This is a genomic window from Porphyromonas sp. COT-052 OH4946 (assembly GCF_000765965.1).
In the GTDB taxonomy this organism is placed as follows: domain Bacteria; phylum Bacteroidota; class Bacteroidia; order Bacteroidales; family Porphyromonadaceae; genus Porphyromonas; species Porphyromonas gulae.
Map to the genome: position 1 here is coordinate 359,289 of NZ_JQZY01000009.1, position 19,522 is coordinate 378,810.

14 protein-coding genes are annotated in these 19,522 nt (G+C 51.9%); 6 read left to right on the forward strand and 8 right to left on the reverse strand.

Annotated features, from left to right (window positions below; all coding sequences use genetic code 11):
- Positions 1 to 56: 56 nt before the first annotated feature.
- Positions 57 to 419 carry a MerR family transcriptional regulator gene (locus HQ50_RS03875; protein ID WP_018964913.1) on the forward strand — a complete coding sequence of 121 codons (363 nt, stop codon included), beginning with the start codon at positions 57 to 59 and terminating at the stop codon, positions 417 to 419.
- A gap of 16 nt (positions 420 to 435) precedes the next feature.
- The gene (gene hcpR / locus HQ50_RS03880) at positions 436 to 1,122 is read left to right on the forward strand and encodes a nitrosative stress-sensing transcriptional regulator HcpR (RefSeq protein WP_018964912.1); all 687 of its coding nucleotides are present in this window, start codon (positions 436 to 438) and stop codon (positions 1,120 to 1,122) included.
- Positions 1,123 to 1,234: 112 nt separating this feature from the next.
- On the opposite strand, the gene hcp is transcribed toward hcpR, so the two are convergent.
- Positions 1,235 to 2,887 carry a hydroxylamine reductase gene (hcp, locus tag HQ50_RS03885; RefSeq protein WP_039428378.1) on the reverse strand — a complete coding sequence of 551 codons (1,653 nt, stop codon included), beginning with the start codon at positions 2,885 to 2,887 and terminating at the stop codon, positions 1,235 to 1,237.
- A gap of 294 nt (positions 2,888 to 3,181) precedes the next feature.
- Entirely contained in the window at positions 3,182 to 3,742 is a 561-nt protein-coding gene (locus HQ50_RS03895; protein WP_039428384.1) for a flavodoxin, read from the reverse strand.
- Between the two features lie 219 nt (positions 3,743 to 3,961).
- Between HQ50_RS03895 and clpB the strand changes: the two genes are divergently transcribed.
- Complete coding sequence (gene clpB, locus HQ50_RS03900) at positions 3,962 to 6,553, forward strand: ATP-dependent chaperone ClpB (RefSeq protein WP_039428387.1); 2,592 nt, start codon at positions 3,962 to 3,964, stop codon at positions 6,551 to 6,553.
- Positions 6,554 to 6,939: 386 nt separating this feature from the next.
- Here clpB and HQ50_RS03905 read toward each other — a convergent pair whose 3' ends face one another.
- The 4 genes from HQ50_RS03905 to panD all read right to left on the reverse strand — a co-directional run bounded on the left by HQ50_RS03905 (position 6,940) and on the right by panD (position 11,387).
- On the reverse strand, positions 6,940 to 8,286 hold the full coding sequence (locus HQ50_RS03905; RefSeq protein WP_039428391.1) for an MATE family efflux transporter: 1,347 nt from the start codon (positions 8,284 to 8,286) through the stop codon (positions 6,940 to 6,942).
- A gap of 317 nt (positions 8,287 to 8,603) precedes the next feature.
- A complete protein-coding gene (folD, locus tag HQ50_RS03910; RefSeq protein WP_039417805.1) occupies positions 8,604 to 9,494 on the reverse strand; it encodes a bifunctional methylenetetrahydrofolate dehydrogenase/methenyltetrahydrofolate cyclohydrolase FolD in 891 nt (296 codons plus the stop codon).
- Between the two features lie 120 nt (positions 9,495 to 9,614).
- Positions 9,615 to 10,952 carry a signal recognition particle protein gene (gene ffh / locus HQ50_RS03915; RefSeq protein WP_039417806.1) on the reverse strand — a complete coding sequence of 446 codons (1,338 nt, stop codon included), beginning with the start codon at positions 10,950 to 10,952 and terminating at the stop codon, positions 9,615 to 9,617.
- A 78-nt stretch (positions 10,953 to 11,030) separates the two neighbouring features.
- A complete protein-coding gene (gene panD / locus HQ50_RS03920; RefSeq protein ID WP_018964905.1) occupies positions 11,031 to 11,387 on the reverse strand; it encodes an aspartate 1-decarboxylase in 357 nt (118 codons plus the stop codon).
- 216 nt (positions 11,388 to 11,603) lie between these two features.
- Between panD and murF the strand changes: the two genes are divergently transcribed.
- Positions 11,604 to 12,908 (forward strand): UDP-N-acetylmuramoyl-tripeptide--D-alanyl-D-alanine ligase, encoded by a 1,305-nt coding sequence (gene murF, locus HQ50_RS03925; RefSeq protein WP_039428393.1) that lies wholly within the window; start codon positions 11,604 to 11,606, stop codon positions 12,906 to 12,908.
- Entirely contained in the window at positions 12,902 to 14,359 is a 1,458-nt protein-coding gene (rpoN, locus tag HQ50_RS03930; RefSeq protein ID WP_018964903.1) for an RNA polymerase factor sigma-54, read from the forward strand. The genes murF and rpoN overlap by 7 nt, the downstream gene beginning before the upstream one ends.
- Here rpoN and HQ50_RS03935 read toward each other — a convergent pair.
- Positions 14,323 to 15,090 carry a tRNA1(Val) (adenine(37)-N6)-methyltransferase gene (locus tag HQ50_RS03935; RefSeq protein ID WP_039417809.1) on the reverse strand — a complete coding sequence of 256 codons (768 nt, stop codon included), beginning with the start codon at positions 15,088 to 15,090 and terminating at the stop codon, positions 14,323 to 14,325. The genes rpoN and HQ50_RS03935 overlap by 37 nt on opposite strands.
- A gap of 22 nt (positions 15,091 to 15,112) precedes the next feature.
- Positions 15,113 to 16,420, reverse strand: a complete 1,308-nt coding sequence (locus HQ50_RS03940; protein ID WP_039428646.1) for a replication-associated recombination protein A — start codon at positions 16,418 to 16,420, stop codon at positions 15,113 to 15,115.
- A 146-nt stretch (positions 16,421 to 16,566) separates the two neighbouring features.
- On the opposite strand from HQ50_RS03940, the gene HQ50_RS03945 reads away from it, so the two are divergent.
- Positions 16,567 to 19,215: a DUF5686 and carboxypeptidase-like regulatory domain-containing protein gene (locus HQ50_RS03945; protein ID WP_235317474.1), complete on the forward strand. Its 2,649-nt coding sequence runs from the start codon at positions 16,567 to 16,569 to the stop codon at positions 19,213 to 19,215.
- The last annotated feature ends 307 nt before the right edge of the window (positions 19,216 to 19,522 follow it).

Sequence of the window (19,522 nt, forward strand, 5' to 3'; positions counted from 1 at the left end):
TTAAGTTTGTCCTGATCCTTAGAAGATCAGGGTCTGTTTTCCGTACGGCTTGAAAAATGAAAAAGCAAAAGCAAAAACAGGGAAAGCTATTTTATTCCATAAGCGAAGTGGCGCGGATGTTCGATCTGCCGGATTCCACTCTTCGTTTTTGGGAGAAGGAATTCCCTGCACTAAAGCCACATACTTCCAAAGGCGGCACTCGTCGCTATACAGCCAAAGACATCGAAATGGTGCGGCTCATTCACCACCTTACCAAGGAGAAAGGGCTTACACTTGCAGGTACGAAGCAAGCTCTCAAAAACGATTATGATGGTACTACGCGCAGGGAAGAAGTCATCAGCCGTTTGAAAGAAATCCGTCAGGAACTATGTGATATCCGTGATGCCATTGATCAATGGGAGCGGAAGAATATATACTAAGGGAAGAACTGCTGTGATGAATCCCGAATTTGATCTCCTTCTGAAAGCATGGAAAGGAAGTGGACTCGCTGCCGGTATGAAAGAGGATGAGGTCATAGCCCTGCTTGAGAGTTGTTCATATAGGACTGAACGGCTGAAAGCAGAAGAGCTATACGCTATCGGTGGAGATAAGCTGCAAGACCTTCGGATCGTGGGCGCAGGAGAGATTCGCGCTGAGATGGTGGGACCTTCCGGTAAGCAGATTCTGATAGATACACTAGCCACCGGTCGTATCTTGGCTCCGGCCCTTCTTTTTGCATCGGAGAATATTTTACCCGTTACCTTATTGGCCAATGAGGACAGTATTCTTTTCCGCATCGGGAAACAAGAGTTCAAAGGGACGATGCATAAGTACCCTGCTCTGATGGAGAATTTTATCGGCATGATTTCGGACATCAGTGCTTTCCTCATGAAGAAAATCCATCAGCTTAGTTTACGAAGTTTACAGGGCAAGATCGGAGACTATCTGCTTCGACTTTATACCAAAGACGGCAGCAGTCGGATCGTTGTCGAATCTTCATGGAAAGAACTTGCCGATCGCTTTGGCGTGAACAGGCAATCGCTGGCACGCAGCCTTTCTCAACTTGAAGAAGAGGGCATTATTAGGGTGGACGGCAAGAGTATAGAAATACTCCAGCCTCAACGATTGTCGAGGCTGGAGTAATCAAATCAAGTCTTCTTGATTATACATGTTTTTTCTTCTCTTGGTCATCGACCGGAGAGGAATACCTACTGCAATGCTCCCAGTCTACTGCCGCAGGCATTCACACACGTTCTCATGCAATCAGCGTCTGAATGTCTTCCTCGACCGTACCGATACCGGCTATACCGAAGTTTTCTACCAGTACTTTTGCTACGTTCGGGGATAGGAATGCCGGAAGGGTAGGGCCTACATGGATATTCTTGACTCCGAGGCTGAGGAGAGCGAGCAGGACGATAACGGCTTTCTGCTCGTACCATGCAATGTTGTAGACGATCGGAAGTTTATTGATATCATCCAATCCCATTACTTCTTTCAGCTTCAGGGCAATAACTGCCAGAGAATAGCTGTCATTGCATTGTCCGGCATCAAGAACGCGAGGGATGCCACCTATATCGCCAAGCTGCAATTTATTGTATCGGAACTTGGCACATCCCGATGTAAGGATAACCGTATCGGAGGGAAGAGCTTCGGCAAACTCCGTGTAATAGTTGCGCCCATTCTGCCGGCCATCGCAACCGCTCATCACTACAAACTTGCGGATTGCTCCACTGCTGACCGCTTCCACCACTTTGTCGGCGATGCTCAATACCTGATGGTGTGCAAAGCCTCCAATGATGGTACCGCTTTCAATCTCTGTGGGAGGCTGGCAAGTCTTGGCCAAGGCAATGATTTCGCTGAAGTCCTTGCGGCCGTGCTCATCGCTTTCGATGTACTTGAATCCCGGATAGCCCGCAGCATTGGTGGTAAATACCCGATCCTTGTAGGAGGCATTGGCTTTAGGCGGTACGATACAGTTCGTGGTGAAGAGGATAGGGCCGTTGAAAGTTTCGAACTCCTCGCGCTGTTTCCACCATGCATTGCCGTAATTGCCGAAGAAGTGTTTGTATTTTTTGAATTTGGGATAATAGTTGGCCGGTAGCATTTCACTATGCGTATACACATCTATTCCCGTCCCTTCGGTTTGTTCGAGCAGCATCTCCATATCCTTCAGGTCATGACCACTGATAAGGATACCCGGGCGCGAACCGACACCGATATTTACTTCCGTGATTTCCGGATTGCCAAAGCTCTCGGTATTGGCTTTGTCCAGAAGAGCCATCACTTTCACTCCGTAAGAACCGGTCTCCAATACAAGAGCTGTCAGTTCATCCGCTGAAAGCAATCCCATCGTCACATCGTGTAGCGCGCGTTCTGTGAAGGCATTGATCTCTTCATCCACGTAGCCGAGTCGATCCGCATGCTCCGCATAGGCTGCCAATCCTTTGAGTCCATAGATCGTCAGCTCTTTGAGAGAGCGTACGTCCTCGTTTGTCTCCCTTAGAATACCTACGCCAAGAGCCAACTGATCATATTCTTCCTGCGTTCCCTGCATCGTTACCGCTTCGTTTTCGGGAAGCTCTACACCTTCAGCAAGAGCCAAATGGTGCAATTCCGCTTTGAGTGCAAATGTTTTCTCTACGCGTTTGGCTATGGAAGAGTAGTCGAAGTTGGCATTAGTGATCGTGGCGAATAGAGATTCCATGATCGTCTTATTGGCCTTTCGGTAATCGGCTTTCACTCCGGCACGCCTCATCGAAGTTGTTATGATGGCAATGCCTTTGAGGTTAAAGACGAGCAAATCCATCAGATTGGCTGTACTAAAGTCCTTACCGCATACCCCTTTGAGGATGCATCCCTTATTGCCTGCTGTTTCCTGGCATTGATAGCAAAACATTTTCTTTTCCATTGTCGAGTCTCCTTCTTTCTTTTGTTAATCGATCGTTGTTCTTTGATGACACAAAAGTAGAAGCTGCTATCCGCCTGAAATGTCGCCTATGCGACACGGAGCCTTTATTGAAAAAAAGCTGTGGAAAAGTTTTTGGTGCGTATTTGGTGGTTATAGGGCATAAAAAAGAGGCGTCATCGACGCCTCTTTTTGTGGGGGGGAAAGAACCCGGTAGGGTGGGGAGCTTGTGTTTGATTTGTGGAGAAAAGCTCGCCACTATCGATCCTCGTTGATTCGGGATAGGGACAGTTGTCGTTATTTGATTTGTTCCAATGCTTTCAGGGCGTTGCGGACTTCTTCGGCCGATTCTTTGGCTTTCTTGCCGTCAATAACGATGCCGTCGAGGACTGTCGCTTGAGGTGCCAGTCGCTTCATCTCGTCCAAACACTTGCCCATGCCGCCACCGCCATGTGTGACAAAGGGGATGATGGTCTTGCCCTTGAGGTTGTGCTGATCCAGAAAGCTCATTACGGCAGGAGCCAAGGTGTGGATCCAGTTGGGCGAACCTATGTAGACAACGTCGTAGTCGGCTATGTCTTTGACGGACTTTTTGAGTTTGGGACGAAAGCCTTTCTTCAGCTCCTCTTTGGCCTGCTGGACGAGGGCTTTGTAGTCTTCGGGGTAGGCCTGCTCCGGTTCTATGCGGAAGAGTACGCCTCCGGTAGCCTTTTGGATGTGTTCGGCCACTGCTTTGGTGTTGCCACTGTGGGAGTAATAGACGATAAGCGGTTTTTTCGCTGTCTTCTTCTGCGCTTCTGCGCCAAACGCTACTGACAGTGTAGCTACAATCACGAATAAGAATGTTCTGAGTTTCATAGTAGGGTATTTTTATGATTTTCCACGGACAAAGGTATTCGATTAGGTCATATAAGCTGTATGGAGTCTTTATTTTCTTTCTTATACCATGTATTATAATGAGTAATTCTTGCCTTGGATATAAACGATGAGAGTGGAAAAATGTAAAAAAGGACAAAATGTCAGTCTTTAGGCGTTGGCATGGTTGTTGGATTTTGTTTGGTAACAACAAACACAGCAATGAACATTAACAACTACACAATCAAATCGCAGGAGGCTCTACAGCAGGCTGTGGAGCTGACCCGTCGGCACGGACAGCAGGCCATCGAACCGCAGCACCTGCTCAAGGCCGTTATGGATCAGGGCGAAAGCCTGACCGATTTCCTTTTTGCCAAGATGGGGGTGAACAAGGGCAGTATTGCCACGGCTGTGGACAAACTGATCGAGAAGCTGCCCCATGTATCGGGTGGCGAACCCTATCTGTCGCGTGAGACCAATCAGGTGCTACAGGCAGCGGAGGATGCAGCGCACCGGATGAAGGACAAATACGTCTCGTTGGAGCACATCGTGCTGGCTATTTTGGCAACGCGATGCGAAGCGTCTGCCCTGCTCAAGGATGCCGGAGCCACCGAACAGCTCCTGGAGTCGGCCATCGAAGAGCTTCGGAAGGGGCGCAACGTGACCAGTCAGAGTGCGGAGGAGCAGTACAATGCACTGGAGAAATATGCTGTCAATCTCTGCCAGCGTGCACGCGACGGCAAGTTGGATCCCGTGATCGGTCGTGACGACGAGATCAGGCGTGTGCTGCAAATCCTCTCCCGACGTACCAAGAACAATCCTATCCTTATCGGTGAGCCGGGGGTGGGCAAGACGGCCATAGCCGAGGGTCTGGCTTACAGGATCATACGTGGCGATGTGCCGGAGAATCTGCGCAACAAGCAGATATTCTCTCTCGACATGGGTGCCTTGATCGCCGGAGCCAAGTATAAAGGTGAATTCGAGGAAAGGCTGAAAGCCGTGGTAAACGAAGTAACCGGAGCCGAGGGGGAGATCATCCTCTTCATAGATGAGATCCACACCCTTGTCGGAGCCGGCAAGAGCGAAGGGGCGATGGATGCGGCCAACATACTGAAGCCGGCTCTGGCTCGGGGCGAACTCCGTGCCATCGGTGCCACTACGCTGGACGAATACCGCAAGTACTTCGAGAAGGACAAGGCTCTGGAACGACGCTTCCAGATGGTGATGGTGGACGAGCCGGACGAGCTAAGTTCCATCTCCATCCTTCGGGGTTTGAAGGAGAAATACGAGAATCACCACAAAGTGAGGATCAAGGACGATGCCATCATCGCGGCCGTGAAGCTGTCGCACCGCTACATTACGGAGCGGTTCCTGCCCGACAAGGCCATCGACCTGATGGACGAGGCCGCCGCCCGTCTGCGTATGGAGGTGGATTCGCTGCCGGAGGAGCTGGACGAGATCTCGCGCAGGATCAAGCAACTTGAGATCGAACGCGAGGCCATCAAGCGAGAGAATGACGAAGAAAAGGTACAGCTCCTCGACAGGGAAATAGCCGAACTCAAGGAGAAAGAGGCTTCGGAGAAAGCCCAATGGCAGAACGAAAAGGACCGGATCAATCAGATCCAGCAGCTCAAGATAGATATAGAGGAGCTGAAGTTTCAGGCCGATCGTGCCGAACGGGAGGGCGATTACGGACGAGTGGCCGAGATACGTTACGGGCTTATCAAGCAGAAGGAGACGGAGATCGGCACGATACAGCAGCAGCTGCACGAATTGCAGCGTGGCGGCTCCATGATCAAGGAGGAAGTGGAGGCCGACGACATAGCCGACATCGTGTCGCGCTGGACGGGCATCCCCGTCAGCCGTATGCTTCAGAGCGAGCGCGAGAAGCTGCTCCATCTGGAGGAGGAGCTACACAAGCGCGTGATCGGTCAGGACGAAGCCATCCGCGCCGTGGCAGATGCCGTCCGCCGCAGTCGGGCCGGTCTTCAGGACCCCAAGCGTCCGATCGGTTCGTTCATCTTCCTCGGTACTACAGGGGTGGGCAAGACGGAGTTGGCGCGAGCCTTGGCCGAATTGCTCTTCGATGATGAGAGCATGCTTACGCGAATAGACATGAGCGAGTATCAGGAGAAGTTCAGTGCCACGCGTCTGATCGGTGCGCCTCCGGGGTATGTGGGCTATGACGAGGGTGGCCAACTGACGGAGGCCATTCGCCGCAAACCTTATTCCGTGGTGCTTTTCGATGAAATAGAAAAAGCTCACCCGGATGTGTTCAACGTATTGCTGCAAGTCCTCGACGATGGCCGCCTGACCGACAACAAGGGGCATGTGGTAAACTTCAAGAATACGCTCATCATCATGACGTCGAACCTCGGTTCGGACATCATTCGCGAGCGGATGCAGAACCTCACGGCGGAGAATCGCCAGTCCCTCACGGCTCGGACGGCCGATGAGGTGATGCAGCTACTCAAGCATACGATTCGCCCCGAGTTTCTGAACCGTATCGACGAGACCATCGTCTTCACGCCGCTGACCGAGCAGGAGATCTACGAGATCGTCCGCTTGCAGCTCGATGGTATCGTGCGCCAACTGGCCGATAACGACGTGGTGCTCCACTACACGGAGGCTGTCGTGGCCTTTGGCGCCAGAGAGGGCTATGATCCGCAGTTCGGGGCGCGTCCCGTGAAGCGAGTCCTGCAGCGATTCGTCCTCAACGAGCTGAGCAAGGCTCTCTTGGCCGATGCGGTGGACAGTACGCGTCCCGTACTCATCGACTGCATAGACGGGTCGATCGTCTTCCGCAACGAATAGTAGCCTCCGGCTGTCTTATTCCTCTTATTCCTTCAAGGTTCCTTCGGGCATGTGGCTTGCCACTCTCCGGAGGAGCCTTTTTTGTGTTTCAAGGGGTGTCTTCGAGTACATCCCTAAGGGGTCTATATAGAGAGGATACTATCCTCTCATATGAGACCATAGTATCCTCTCACATGAGACCATAGTATTCTCTCTGTATTTATCATGATTTTTTCAAGAAATGAATTTCACTTTATCGACAGAGGAGAAAGTAAAGGGATGGCCATATCGGTCGGATCCGTCTGTGGTTTTCACTTTCCATACAGCCGTCCCGGAGCAAATGGAGACGGGGGATTGGAAAAAGGACCGTTTTCCCGAAAGAGGAGCAAGGTTTTCCTTCGCAGAGTTTATCGGGTTACCTTCCGGAAGTAGCTGTAGAAGAGGATGCCGAGCAGTGTCAGACTGATGGGAAAGGCCGACCAGATACCGGCCAACTGCATGGGCGTATTGCCCGATATGAATACGAATCCCAGCAAATAGGAGAGTATCGGTGCCAGCAATACGTGGCAGAAAGCTGCTGCCGGAGCCAGAAAACGGACGCGCTCCATTCCTCGCAGAGCATTGGCATAGATGGCTTGGAGGGCATCTCCGAATTGGTAGACGACGACAGGGATCAACGTAAGGGCAACGATACGCGCCACCTCCTCGTCGGGCGTGAAGAGGAAGGAAAAGCTGTGCCGCGTGAGCAAAAGTAGTACGACCACGACGCAGGCGGTCAGTGCGGCCATTCGGTAGGCAGTGGCGGCTACGCGGCGGACTTCATCGGGTTGGCCGTGCAGCTTGAAGTGACTGATGCGGATGGTGGTGGCAGCACCAAGCCCGTAATAGACGAGGTAGCCGAGCGTGGTGATGACGCAGACGATCTGGTGTGCCGCCAGAGCCTGATCGCCGAGCCGCCCGACAAAAAGGACGGCCATGGTGAAAGAGGCCGATTCGAGTCCCATCTGTACGGCAACGGGGAGTCCGACCGAGAATAGGCGGCGATAGGCGCGGCGGATATGCGTCTGCCGGCAGAAGGCACGGCGGATCGCTGTCCATGAGGGTCTGCGATAGAGGAAAAGGACGATAGTGGCGAGCATCAGCAGACGGCTCAGCAGGGTAGCATAGCCCGCTCCGAGGAGTCCCATTTCGGGGAGACCGCCTTTGCCGAATATCAGCAGATAGTTCAGTCCGACATTGAAGAGATTGCCCGATATGGTGATATACATCGGGGTGCGCGTATCGCTCATGCCGTCATAGAACTGCTTGAAGGCATTGAATACCGTGACGAGGAAGAGACCTCCTACCTGCACCCAGTAATAGGGGATGGCGAGAGGGCGGAGCGAGGGTGGGAGGTTGAGCGTATCGAACAGGGGAACCATCACTGCTGCCACACCTGCGAGGAAGAGTCCGATCGCTATATTGAGGCGGAGGCTGTGCCGGAGCAGGATGCCGGCTTTGAAGTACTGCCCTCTGTGTTCGGCCGATGCCACCAGCGGCGTCAGTCCGTATGCGAATCCGATACCGAGGATGAGGAGCAGACCTAATATATTGTTCACAAAGGAGGCCGCGGCCAACTCTGCCGTGGAGTGCTGCCCGACCATGATATTATCGGCAAAGCTGACGAAGATGATTCCCAGTTGGCCGATGATAATGGGTAGCCCGAGGCGGAGCAACGCCCCGTAGTGGCCGGTCTTTTGCGTAGTAGCATCCATAGCGTGCTGCGAAAGTACGCCTTTACCTCCTAATGAGAAAGGATACGAAGCGATTCTTCAAAGTATCGGCAGAGGAAGGGGCTGTGTCAAAATTCATTTTGGCATAACCTGTTTTAGGTGCCTAAGAGTGCGAAAGTACAAGGCACTAAGACCGATTAGGGTACGTGACTGAAACCGAATGTCGCAAGCAGTGCAGTAATTTGCGCATGACGATACACCGTCAATAAGAAAAGAGGCCGATCATCGTAATACCGGACGAACCGATATTGATGACAGGCCTCTTCGATAAGGTCGTTGGCAAATAAGGGAAGGAGGGTTTACCGGTACAATCCTTTACCTGCCAGAAGGGTATTGGACATGAGCGATACGATGGTCATCGGACCTACTCCGCCCGGTACGGGAGTGATGTACGAGCACTTGGGTGCCACTTCATCGAATTTGACGTCGCCCGTCAGGCGGAAACCGCTTTTGCGTGTCGAGTCCGGTACGAGTGTGGTACCTACGTCCACGACCACGGCCCCGGGCTTTACCATATCGGCTGTCAGGAATTCGGGCTGCCCCAAAGCTGCAATAATAATGTCGGCCGTCAGGCATACTTCTTTGATGTTAGGGGTGCGACTATGGCAGATGGTGATGGTGCAGTCGCCCGGTTCTCCCTTTTGGAGCAAAAGCTGCGATACGGGCTTGCCTACGATATTGCTGCGTCCCAATACTACGCAATGCTTGCCTCTGGTAGGGATATTGTAGCGGCGAAGCAGTTCCACTATTCCCTTCGGTGTGGCCGAGACGAAACCGGGCAGACCGATGCTCAGACGGCCTACGTTGATGGGATGAAATCCGTCCACATCCTTGCGTGGGTCTACTGCTTCGATGATCTTCTGCTCGTCGATATGCTTGGGCAGGGGGAGCTGTACGATGAAGCCGTCTACCGTCGGATCCTGATTCAGGCGGTGCACGCAGGCCAGCAGTTCTTCCTCCGTTACATCGTCTTCGTAGCGAATGAGCGAGGAGGTAAAGCCCACCTCTTCGCAAGCTTTTACCTTGCTGGCCATATAGGTCTCGCTACCGCCATCATGACCTACGAGCACGCCTGCCAAATGCGGACGGCGACCACCTTTCTCCAGCAGCTCGTTTACTTCGGCTGCAATCTCTTGTTTTATTTCGCCGGAAATCTTTTTCCCGTCGAGAAGTTTGTATGTCGTTTCCATATGTTAGACAACCGCTTTGATCTCAACATTGTTCTTCGCTCTTCCGTCAGCGATGCCGATGCGCTCTCGCCTTGCACTCACTCCGGCTGTCCGAAGAAGTCTTTGCGGCCGGTATCTCTTTTATCTCTTCATCTTCGGCATGCGCGGCATCTTCGGCATTTTGCCACCTTTGAATCCCTGTATGGTCTTCATCATTTTACGCGTCTGGTCGAACTGCGTGATCAGCTTATTGACATCCTGTATGGAAGTGCCGCTACCCATTGCTATTCGCTTGCGACGCTGTCCGTTGAGGATAGAGGGATGGGTGCGCTCATGGGGCGTCATGGAATATATGATGGCTTCGATGCTCTTGAAAGCATCGTCGTCTATATCTATATCCTTGATGGCCTTTCCCACTCCCGGGATCATGGATGCAAGCTCTTTGAGGTTACCCATCTTTTTGATCTGATGTATCTGGGCGAGGAAGTCATTGAAGTCGAACTGATTCTTGGCTATTTTCTCCTCCAGTTTGCGAGCTTCCTTTTCGTCGTATTGCTCCTGAGCACGCTCCACAAGCGACACGATGTCCCCCATGCCGAGGATACGGTCGGCCATACGCTCGGGATGAAATGCGTCGATCGCTTCCATCTTCTCTCCCGTACCGACGAACTTGATGGGCTTGTTCACGACCGAACGGATCGAGAGAGCAGCACCGCCTCGAGTGTCTCCATCGAGTTTGGTGAGGACAACACCGTCGAAATCCAAGCGTGCGTTGAACTCTTTGGCTGTATTCACGGCGTCCTGACCGGTCATCGAATCCACTACGAAAAGGACTTCGTTCGGCTGGATGGCCGCCTTGATAGCCTCTATCTCGCGCATCATTTCTTCGTCGATGGCCAAGCGACCCGCGGTGTCAATGATGACAACGTCGTTCCCCTTGGTCTTGGCTTCGGCGATGGCATGTCGGGCTATCTCGACCGGCTTTTTGCTGTCCGGTTCGCTGTAGACGGGTACTCCGAGCTGCTCGCCGAGGATCATCAGCTGCTGGATGGCCGCAGGACGATACACGTCGCAGGCCACGAGCAGAGGTCGTTTGCCCTGCTTGGACTTGAGCATATTGGCCAGTTTGCCGGAGAAGGTGGTCTTACCCGAACCCTGCAATCCGGACATCAGGATTACTGCCGGACTGCCTTTGAGGTTAATATCCACAGAATGTCCGCCCATCAGAGCAGCCAATTCGTCATGAACGATCTTCACCATCAGTTCGCCCGGACGGACGGAGGTCAGTACGTTTTGGCCGATGGCTTTTTCCTTGACCAAGTCCGTAAACTGCTTGGCAACGACATAGTTCACGTCGGCATCCAAAAGGGCACGACGTACGTCTTTGAGAGTCTCGGCTACATTGATCTCGGTGATTCTCCCCTCACCTTTGAGGAGCTTAAAAGAACGGTCGAGCCGTTCGCTCAGATTTTCAAACATAGGAAATGATAGCTTGCATCTCTCCTCTCGCGATCCGATTCATAGCCGGAGAGGAGGGGAGAGATTATATTGCTGTGATTATTTCAGAATTATCTTGTTCGTTGCAGTATCGGGAAATACTACAGCAGGCTTGAACACCTTGGCTTCCTCCATCTTCATCCAGGCATACGCCATGATGATGATAATATCGCCCGGATGAACGATGCGAGCAGCTGCTCCATTGAGACAGATTACCCCCGAACCTCTTTTGCCCGGTATGGTATAGGTCTCCAAGCGTGCTCCGTTGTTGTTGTCCACGATTTGGACTTTCTCTCCGGCGATGATGTTGGCAGCATCCATCAGATCTTCATCGATGGTGATGCTGCCTACATAGTCGAGGTTGGCCTCCGTAATGGTTACGCGGTGTATTTTGGATTTTAATACTTCGACGTACATGTTGTTTTGCAATTCTCTGTATTTTTTACGACTGCAAAGTAACGGTAAATATATGTATGTACAACAATCGCACTTGTATTCAGTATATCTATATCTCTCTGTGGCAAACATTGTTCGTATGGGATGCAACCGAGAATTGCTGTACTTTTGTTCGGACAGATCAAGTGGGAGTAGCTGCCTGCGCTACCTCAAGACAAATTCAAATTTGCAGTCGAAATGACAATCGAACAATTATATGCAGCCTATCTGGCTCATCCTACGGTGACTACCGACAGCCGCCAAACACCTCCCGACAGTATTTTCTTCGCTCTCAAAGGCGAGCTGTTCGATGGCAATCGGTTTGCCCCCTCTGCTTTGGAGAAAGGATGCGCCTTGGCTGTGGTGGACGACTCTTCAGTCGTTCGTGACGAACGCTATCTCCTTGTGGACGATGTGCTGACAGCTCTCCAGCAGCTGGCTGCTTTTCACCGCAAGAGTCTCGGCACACCGGTTATCGGTATCACCGGGACGAATGGCAAAACCACGACAAAGGAGCTGATGGCTGCTGTCCTTTCCACTACTTATCCTGTACTCTATACGGAGGGCAATCTCAATAACCATATAGGAGTGCCTTTGACTTTGTTGAGGCTCAAAGCCGAACATCGGATAGCTATTATCGAGATGGGTGCCAATAAGCCCGGAGACATTGCCGAGCTGACGCGTATAGCTCGTCCTAACTTTGGACTGATTACCAATATCGGTCGGGCGCATTTACAGGGCTTCGGCTCTTTAGATGGGGTAAGGCGTACCAAGGGAGAACTTTATGATTTCATTCGAGCAGAGGGTGGGATCCTCTTCTTGAATTTTGATGATGATACCCTCGTCGATATGTCGCAGGGACTGCAATCGGTCTCTTACGGTACCTCGGCAGATGCCACGGTTCGAGGACGAATAGTTGCAAACAACACGCCTTATCTCTGCTTCGATTTATTCGGCTCATCGAGTGAGCAGAGGATTTGCACCAATCTTGTGGGCGACTACAATCTGCCGAACGCTTTGGCTGCCGTCACGGCAGGACGCTTTTTCGATGTCCCCGATGAAGCTATCGTATCGGCTCTTGCTACTTACAGACCGAGTAATAATCGCTCCCAATGGATCGAAACGGAGCGAGGCAATTCCCTGATTGTGGATGCCTATAATGCCAATCCGGTGAGCATGCACGCGGCACTCGACAATTTCGATTCCCTGCATACCGATAAACCTCTTGTGCTTATCCTCGGCGACATGAACGAACTGGGCGCAGAGAGCAAGCGTGAGCATATGGCTCTTCTCGAACGTATCAATACCGGTCGGTATCGGCGGATATTGCTATGCGGTCCTTGCCTGACGGCTTTGGCGGATAGCTTCCCCAACGGAGCAACGGGATTTGCCGACAATGTTGCTCTCGAAGAGTATTTGAAAGCTCATCCCATTCACGATTCTCTCATCCTGCTCAAAGGATCGCACGGTATCCACCTCGAAAAGATAATTCCTCTATGTTGAAGCAAACCCTTGCTCAAAGGCAGCAACAAAATCTCTCTGCACAGCAGATCCAGCAAATCAAACTCTTGGAGCTTCCTGCCATTGAGTTGGAAGAGAGGATACAGAAAGAACTGGAGGCTAACCCTGCTTTGGAAGAAGGAGCGTATGATGATGAGGTATCCGGCAGTGTGGATGGAACCGAAGACAATCTGATGGGGGATGACACCTCCGACCTCTCATTGGGCGATTACCGTACCGAGGAAGATATTCCGGAATACAAGCTGCGCGAAATACAGGATCGCAACAGCCGACGAGAGGAAATACCTTTTTCTTCCGCTGCACCTTCGATCAACGATCGTTTGGTCGAACAGCTGAAGTTCCTGCCTCTGACGGATCGACAGCAACAACTTGCTCCTTATATTATTGGTAACATAGAAGAAGATGGCTATCTGCATCGCGATCTGGAGGAGATTCTGGACGATCTCGCCTTCCGTGCCGGTATCGAAGCGGACCAAAAGGAAGTGGAGGAAGTGATAGGATTGGTACAGAGCCTCGATCCTCCCGGTATATGTGCCAGAGATCTCAAAGAATGTCTGCTACTTCAGTTGGAGCGATTGCCGGATACGACAACTCGGCAGACAGCCCTCCATATTCTTACGAACCATTATGACGACTTTGTCTCCAAACGGTTCGAGCAGTTGCAGGAGGAGGCATCTCTTTCCGACTCGGAAATGAAGGAAGCCTTCGGGCTGATCATGCAGCTCAATCCCAAACCCGCTAATGGATGGGGAGACGATGCCGAAGCAGCCATGAACAGGGTATATCCCGATTTCATCGTCGAGCGTATGGGAGATGATCTGGTCGTGTCGCTTACCCGTGGTGGTGATATTCAGCCCTTGCGCGTCAGTAAGGTCTATCAGGAGATGATGCAGGATTATCAGGGCTCTGCTAAGAATCGCTCACGCGAACGCAAGCAAACACTTCTTTTCGTCAAGCAGAAAGTGGATCAGGCACAATGGTTCATCGAAGCCATTCGTCAGCGTCGGGAAACCCTACAGCGGACGATGGAGGCCATAGTACGGCTACAGGATGCTTATTTCAGAAGTGGAGAACTTGCCGATCTGAAGCCTATGATTCTGAAAGATGTGGCCGATCCGACGGGTTACGATGTCAGTACGATCTCTCGTGTGAGCAACAGCAAATATGTACAGACCGACTTCGGAATCTTCTCCTTGAAGCACTTTTTCAGCGATGGCACTGTCAATGATAAGGGAGAGGAAGTATCTACACGTGAGGTCAAGCGAGTACTTGCCGAAGCCATCGACTCCGAGGACAAGAGATCTCCCCTGAATGATACCGAGTTGGCTGAGGTTTTGGCCGAAAGCGGTTATCGACTGGCTCGTCGTACCGTTGCCAAATATCGGGAGCAGCTCGGTTATCCCACAGCGAGGATGCGGAAAGAAGTCGTATAGAAAGGCTCTGTCAGACGTACGTACTCAGGCGAATAGTAGCCTGTGGCAGGATGAATGATGAGAGTATCGGTGAGTGGCGATCGGTCGATAGCAGTATCGGCAGGTCGCCATTCGCTTAGGAGGCGTTTAGGTCCTTTATGGGGTAGGGTATGCACCTCGGTCAAGCGAGACGGGACCAAACGATAGGTAGCTGCATACAGGCGTAAATCCTTTAGCCGGTCATGGGGTGTAATGAGTGCCAATCGCCCTTGCGGAGAGAGCAATTCGGAGGCACGGCATATCAGTTTTTCCAATGGCAGGGTTTCTTCATGTCGTGCCATGGTACGCTGTCTGTCGGGAGCATGCAGGGAGGACTTGAAGAAAGGCGGATTCGAGGCGATCAGGTCGAAACGTTGATTTCCGATAAGGCTTTCGAGCGATGAATCCAAAATATCTCCCGAAGCGATCGCTATTCGATCGGAAAAAGGAGAGGCAGCAGCGTTTGCGCGAGCACATTCGGCAGCGGCAGTATCTATTTCTATTCCCTGTACCCGGGCCTGTGGGAATCGCTGTGCCATCATTAAGGCTATCAGCCCTGTGCCCGTGCCTATGTCCAGACAATGCCGGGGCATACTTCCGGCTGCATCCCCTCCGGCCCATGCTCCGAGCAGGACGCCATCGGTACCCACGCGCATGGCACAACCTGTTTGGTCGATGTCGAATTGTTTGAAGGAAAAAATATCTGTCGGCATAAAGGCGGTACAGAATGAAGAGTCATTGTTTCGTTGTATCCTTTTCGGATTTCTCCCCCTTCCACCATCGCTTCGTCCGCTCTCCCAGTTTGGCTTCATGCGCCGTGTGCATTTGAGGAGTCCAGAAAGAGACGTCAGCAGCTTTGTCGGGCAGATATTGCTGTGAGACGAAGTGCTCCGGAAAATCGTGCGAGTATTTATATCCCTTACCATAGTCGAGGTCGGCCATCAGACGGGTAGGGGCATTACGCAGGTGCAGGGGTACAGGGAGATTGCCTGATCGACGGACATATTCGAGAGCGGAGTCGATGGCCAAATAGGCTGAATTGCTCTTCTCCGAAGTGGCCAAATAAATGGTAGCCTCGGCCAATGGAATACGGCCTTCGGGCCAGCCGATCCGGTCTAAAGCCTCGGCACAGGCCGTGGCGATGAGCATGGCGTTCGGATTGGCCAGACCGATGTCCTCCGCAGCCGATATGATCAGCCTGCGAGCGATGAATGAGGGTTCTTCCCCACCATCGATAAGGCGCGCCAGCCAGTAAATAGCCGCATCGGGATCACTGCCCCGAATACTTTTGATAAAGGCGGATGCTATATCGTAGTGCAGTTCGCCTCCCTTGTCGAAAGCAGCAGGGTTTTCTTGCAATCGCCGGCGTATCTTTTCGTTGGTAATGACGAGCCGGTCTTCTACTTCGCTTGTAGCCAGAAGGTCGAGGATGTTCAGCATCTTTCGCGCATCGCCTCCGGCATAGAGAAGCAGAGCTTCTGTCTCCTCCAGTACAGGATGCTTGGCGGCCAGCAGTTCGTCCCGATCGATAGCCCTGTGTGCCAGTAGCAGCAGATCCTCATCACTTTGGGGTTTGAGCACATAGACCTGACAGCGCGAGAGGAGCGGACGTATCACTTCGAAACTCGGATTTTCGGTCGTGGCACCGATCAGCGTCACTATCCCTCGCTCTACGGCTGCCAGAAGCGAATCCTGCTGACTCTTGCTGAAACGGTGTATCTCATCTATGAAGAGGATGGCGCGTCCGCCTTTGTCGAACAGATTGCCACGATTGGATTCGATGTCGGCTATCACTTCTCGCACTTCTTTCACACCGGAGCTGACCGCACTCAATGTATAGAAAGGTGCATCCACTTCGTGAGCAATGATTTCGGCCAGCGTGGTCTTGCCTACTCCGGGAGGCCCCCACAGAATCATGGATGGCACCTGTCCCTGTTCGATCATCCGCCGGAGCACAGCTCCCGGTCCGATCAGATGCTGCTGCCCCACATAGTCGACCAGCATCTTGGGACGCATTCTCTCTGCCAAGGGTATTTGTTTCATGCCGCTAAGGTACATAATTGGGATACGATCCGCATGTACGCGAGTGGAAACTGCCATTAAACGGGAAAGCGAGAGGAAAGTCTATAGAAGTATCATTTCCTTATTTTTACAGAGCAGATCAATCGCTAAAAAGACGAAGAATACCCATGCCACACCATCTGTTGTCATTGACTTCCCTGCTGAGGTGCAGACTTCACCACTTCTTCCTATATATTATTATAATAGTATCGGCAGGCTATTCAGCCACGGCACAAACGGTGATCAAAGGTCTTGTCCTCGCAGCGGACAATGAAGCCCCCGTATCTTATGCATCCATCTATGTCGCTGAAACAAAGAGCGGAGTAGTGGCGGACGAGAGCGGACGATTTATCCTCCGCCTCCATCCGGGACGCTACCGGCTGGCCATCCGTTCCATGGGATACACTCCTCTTGAGACAGAGTTGCTCGTGGGCGAGAAAAGCGAGGAGAAGACTTTCCGACTCAGCTCCGTCATCTATGATCTGAAAGAGGTGGAAGTGATAGGTAAACGGCCTAAAGAAGATCCTGCCTATCCCATCATGCGCGAACTCATAGCGCGCACTCCAGTTTACGAGCACATGGTAAAGAGCTATCAGGCCAAAGTCTATACCAAGGGTTCGATGCGGCTGGATAAGCTGCCTTTCTGGCTACGCTATAAGAAAGCAGATGGCATAAGTGCAAAGGATCTGGAGAAAAAACGCTTCGTCATAGAGAGCCAAGCCTCTCTGGAATTCCGGCATCCGAACAAATACAACAAGCAAGTGCGCGCGATGCGCTCTTCGATACCGGATGACCTCAAATCTGATACAACGGATTATATGCAGATTATCTCGACCAACATATATGCCAAAGAGTTCAGTCTTGATGGAATAGTAAACATGGCAAGTCCTATACGGACGGGTGTACTGGAATCGTACACCTACAAACTGGAGGGTACCAGCCGGGAAAAGGAAAGAAAAGTGTACCACATCAGCTTCAAAGGCAGAAGGGACGCCATGAGGGGCGAACTGTGGGTGATCGATAGCATCTGGTGTCTGCAGGCACTAAAATTGGAAATTAAGGCTTACGATATGATTCGGTACAAGGTCGATATAAGTCTCAATCCGCTCGAAAAGGATGTGTACCTGCCCACCACCTATGCCATCGGTATGGAGATGCAGTCGATGGGACTGAAACTGGAGTACCAGTACTTTTCGTCCTTGGTGTACGATTCGCTTGAGATCGACCGCAAATTGCTATCCACTGCCCGAAGAGCTGAGGGACTTCGCTTCCGTACGAACCGCGAAGTAAACCGCCACCTTCGGATGCTCGAATCCCGATTGGATACGCTGGGCTATCATCTGCCCGACAAGTATATGCTGCCCGATACCGAATTGCAGGCCAAGGTCCGATTCGATTCACTAGCTTTCGATCGCGACTCTTCCTACTGGGACGCTGTAGTGACGGCACCGCTTACCGATGAAGAAGCACAGAGCTATGCCAATCGGGACAGTCTGATGCAAGCTTTTGAGAAAAAGCGGCGGTTCGGTGGCGGTCGGGAAGGCGAACGTACCGGCCGTACTTCCATCCTCGGTGCTATCCTCGGCGGACATGACTATAAAATGGGAGAGGGGACTACACTCGGATTCAACGGCCTTATCCGCGGATCGCTCTATGACTACCGCTATACGGATGGCTTTTGGTTGGGACAGAGCTTTTTCTTCCGGCAGAAGTTTTCCAAAGGTGTAGACCTGACGCTGCGCCCTATACTATATTATACTACTCATAGGCGGAAGCTATACTGGGATGTCCGTGCCGATTTCCGCTACGCTCCTCTCTCGGGTGGACTACTCTCCCTATCGGCAGGCAGGCAGAGTGCAGACCTGACTGGCCCGTTTGCCAATACGGACTGGCGCATACAGACTTTCCTGACCACCTTAGTAGACGGTCGTGGTCATCTGATGCTATATGACAAGAAGTATCTGCGCTTGAGCAATCAGATAGACCTATTGCCGGGCTTGCAGCTATTCCTCTTCGCTGAAGGACGCCATGGCAGCCCTTTGGCCGAAAATCGTGTATGGGGAATTTTCAAGAAACCGATTAAAAACAAATTAATCGGCGGCATCGCATCTTCTCCCGATAGCCTGCTCTATTCGATGCCCGATCACAGAAGTCTGACGGTCGGGGGCAGCATCCGCTATAATCCTGCACCCTATTATCGTTTGGACAAGGACGGACGTAAGCGGTATGACGGGGTCGGTACACGCGCTCCGCTATTTGGGCTCACTTACCGTCAAGCCATACCGCTCGGACGAGAGCACGACAGCGACTACATCTACCTATCCGGTTCGGTACGGCAAAATCTCCGACTCAATCCGTTGCACTCGCTCTACTACCACTTCACGGTGGGCAGTTACTTTCGTCGGCATACGGTACACCTCGACGAACAGCGCTATCTCAAAGCTGACAATGCTTTGTTTCAAATAGGAGGCACGCTCCACGACAGTTTCCAAACCCTCCCTCCTTATTCTTATACGGATCAGAACTTTCTCATCCTTCAGACTCGCTGGTGTTTCCCCTCATTGATCACTAATCCGTTGGGCATCCTATTCGCTTCGTTCCAGTCCAACCTTCATCTGAATACGTATTGGGGATGCCACAAAGACCGGATGCCTTTCTTCGAAATAGGCTATTCTCGTGGTACGATCGCACAAATCGGCATCTTCTGTGGCGCATACAATTTCCATAAAGATTACGGCCTGATGCTCCGCTATACGATCAACTTTCCGACATTTTGAAAGCCGAACAGAATTGTCCGTTTTGCAGCTTTTTCCCCACTCTTTTCCTTGCAGAACAGGGGCTCTTCTGCTATCCTGTAGAGCGTATGGAAACGAGCTGTAGGGCGTAGGGAGATAATCCGTAGAGGACAATGAGGAGCTCCCTAGAACATAACGAGATAAGCCGTAGAGGATAACGAGCCGGCCTCTACGGCGTAGCTCGACAAGCTCTAGAGCGTAGCTCATTGACCCCTACAGCGTAGCTCGATAACCCCTAGGGCGTAGCCGGAAGTCTGCCGGAGATGTCTTCACGAGCACGACTATGCAG

Coding starts and splice junctions, on each gene's coding strand:
- panD (WP_018964905.1), bottom strand. CDS start 11,387: ATGTACGTCGAAGTATTAAAATCCAAAATACACCGCGTAACCATTACG.
- rpoN (WP_018964903.1), top strand. CDS start 12,902: ATGTTGAAGCAAACCCTTGCTCAAAGGCAGCAACAAAATCTCTCTGCA.
- murF (WP_039428393.1), top strand. CDS start 11,604: ATGACAATCGAACAATTATATGCAGCCTATCTGGCTCATCCTACGGTG.
- clpB (WP_039428387.1), top strand. CDS start 3,962: ATGAACATTAACAACTACACAATCAAATCGCAGGAGGCTCTACAGCAG.
- HQ50_RS03905 (WP_039428391.1), bottom strand. CDS start 8,286: ATGGATGCTACTACGCAAAAGACCGGCCACTACGGGGCGTTGCTCCGC.
- folD (WP_039417805.1), bottom strand. CDS start 9,494: ATGGAAACGACATACAAACTTCTCGACGGGAAAAAGATTTCCGGCGAA.
- HQ50_RS03940 (WP_039428646.1), bottom strand. CDS start 16,420: ATGAAACAAATACCCTTGGCAGAGAGAATGCGTCCCAAGATGCTGGTC.
- hcpR (WP_018964912.1), top strand. CDS start 436: ATGAATCCCGAATTTGATCTCCTTCTGAAAGCATGGAAAGGAAGTGGA.
- HQ50_RS03875 (WP_018964913.1), top strand. CDS start 57: ATGAAAAAGCAAAAGCAAAAACAGGGAAAGCTATTTTATTCCATAAGC.
- HQ50_RS03935 (WP_039417809.1), bottom strand. CDS start 15,090: ATGCCGACAGATATTTTTTCCTTCAAACAATTCGACATCGACCAAACA.
- ffh (WP_039417806.1), bottom strand. CDS start 10,952: ATGTTTGAAAATCTGAGCGAACGGCTCGACCGTTCTTTTAAGCTCCTC.
- HQ50_RS03945 (WP_235317474.1), top strand. CDS start 16,567: ATGCCACACCATCTGTTGTCATTGACTTCCCTGCTGAGGTGCAGACTT.
- hcp (WP_039428378.1), bottom strand. CDS start 2,887: ATGGAAAAGAAAATGTTTTGCTATCAATGCCAGGAAACAGCAGGCAAT.
- HQ50_RS03895 (WP_039428384.1), bottom strand. CDS start 3,742: ATGAAACTCAGAACATTCTTATTCGTGATTGTAGCTACACTGTCAGTA.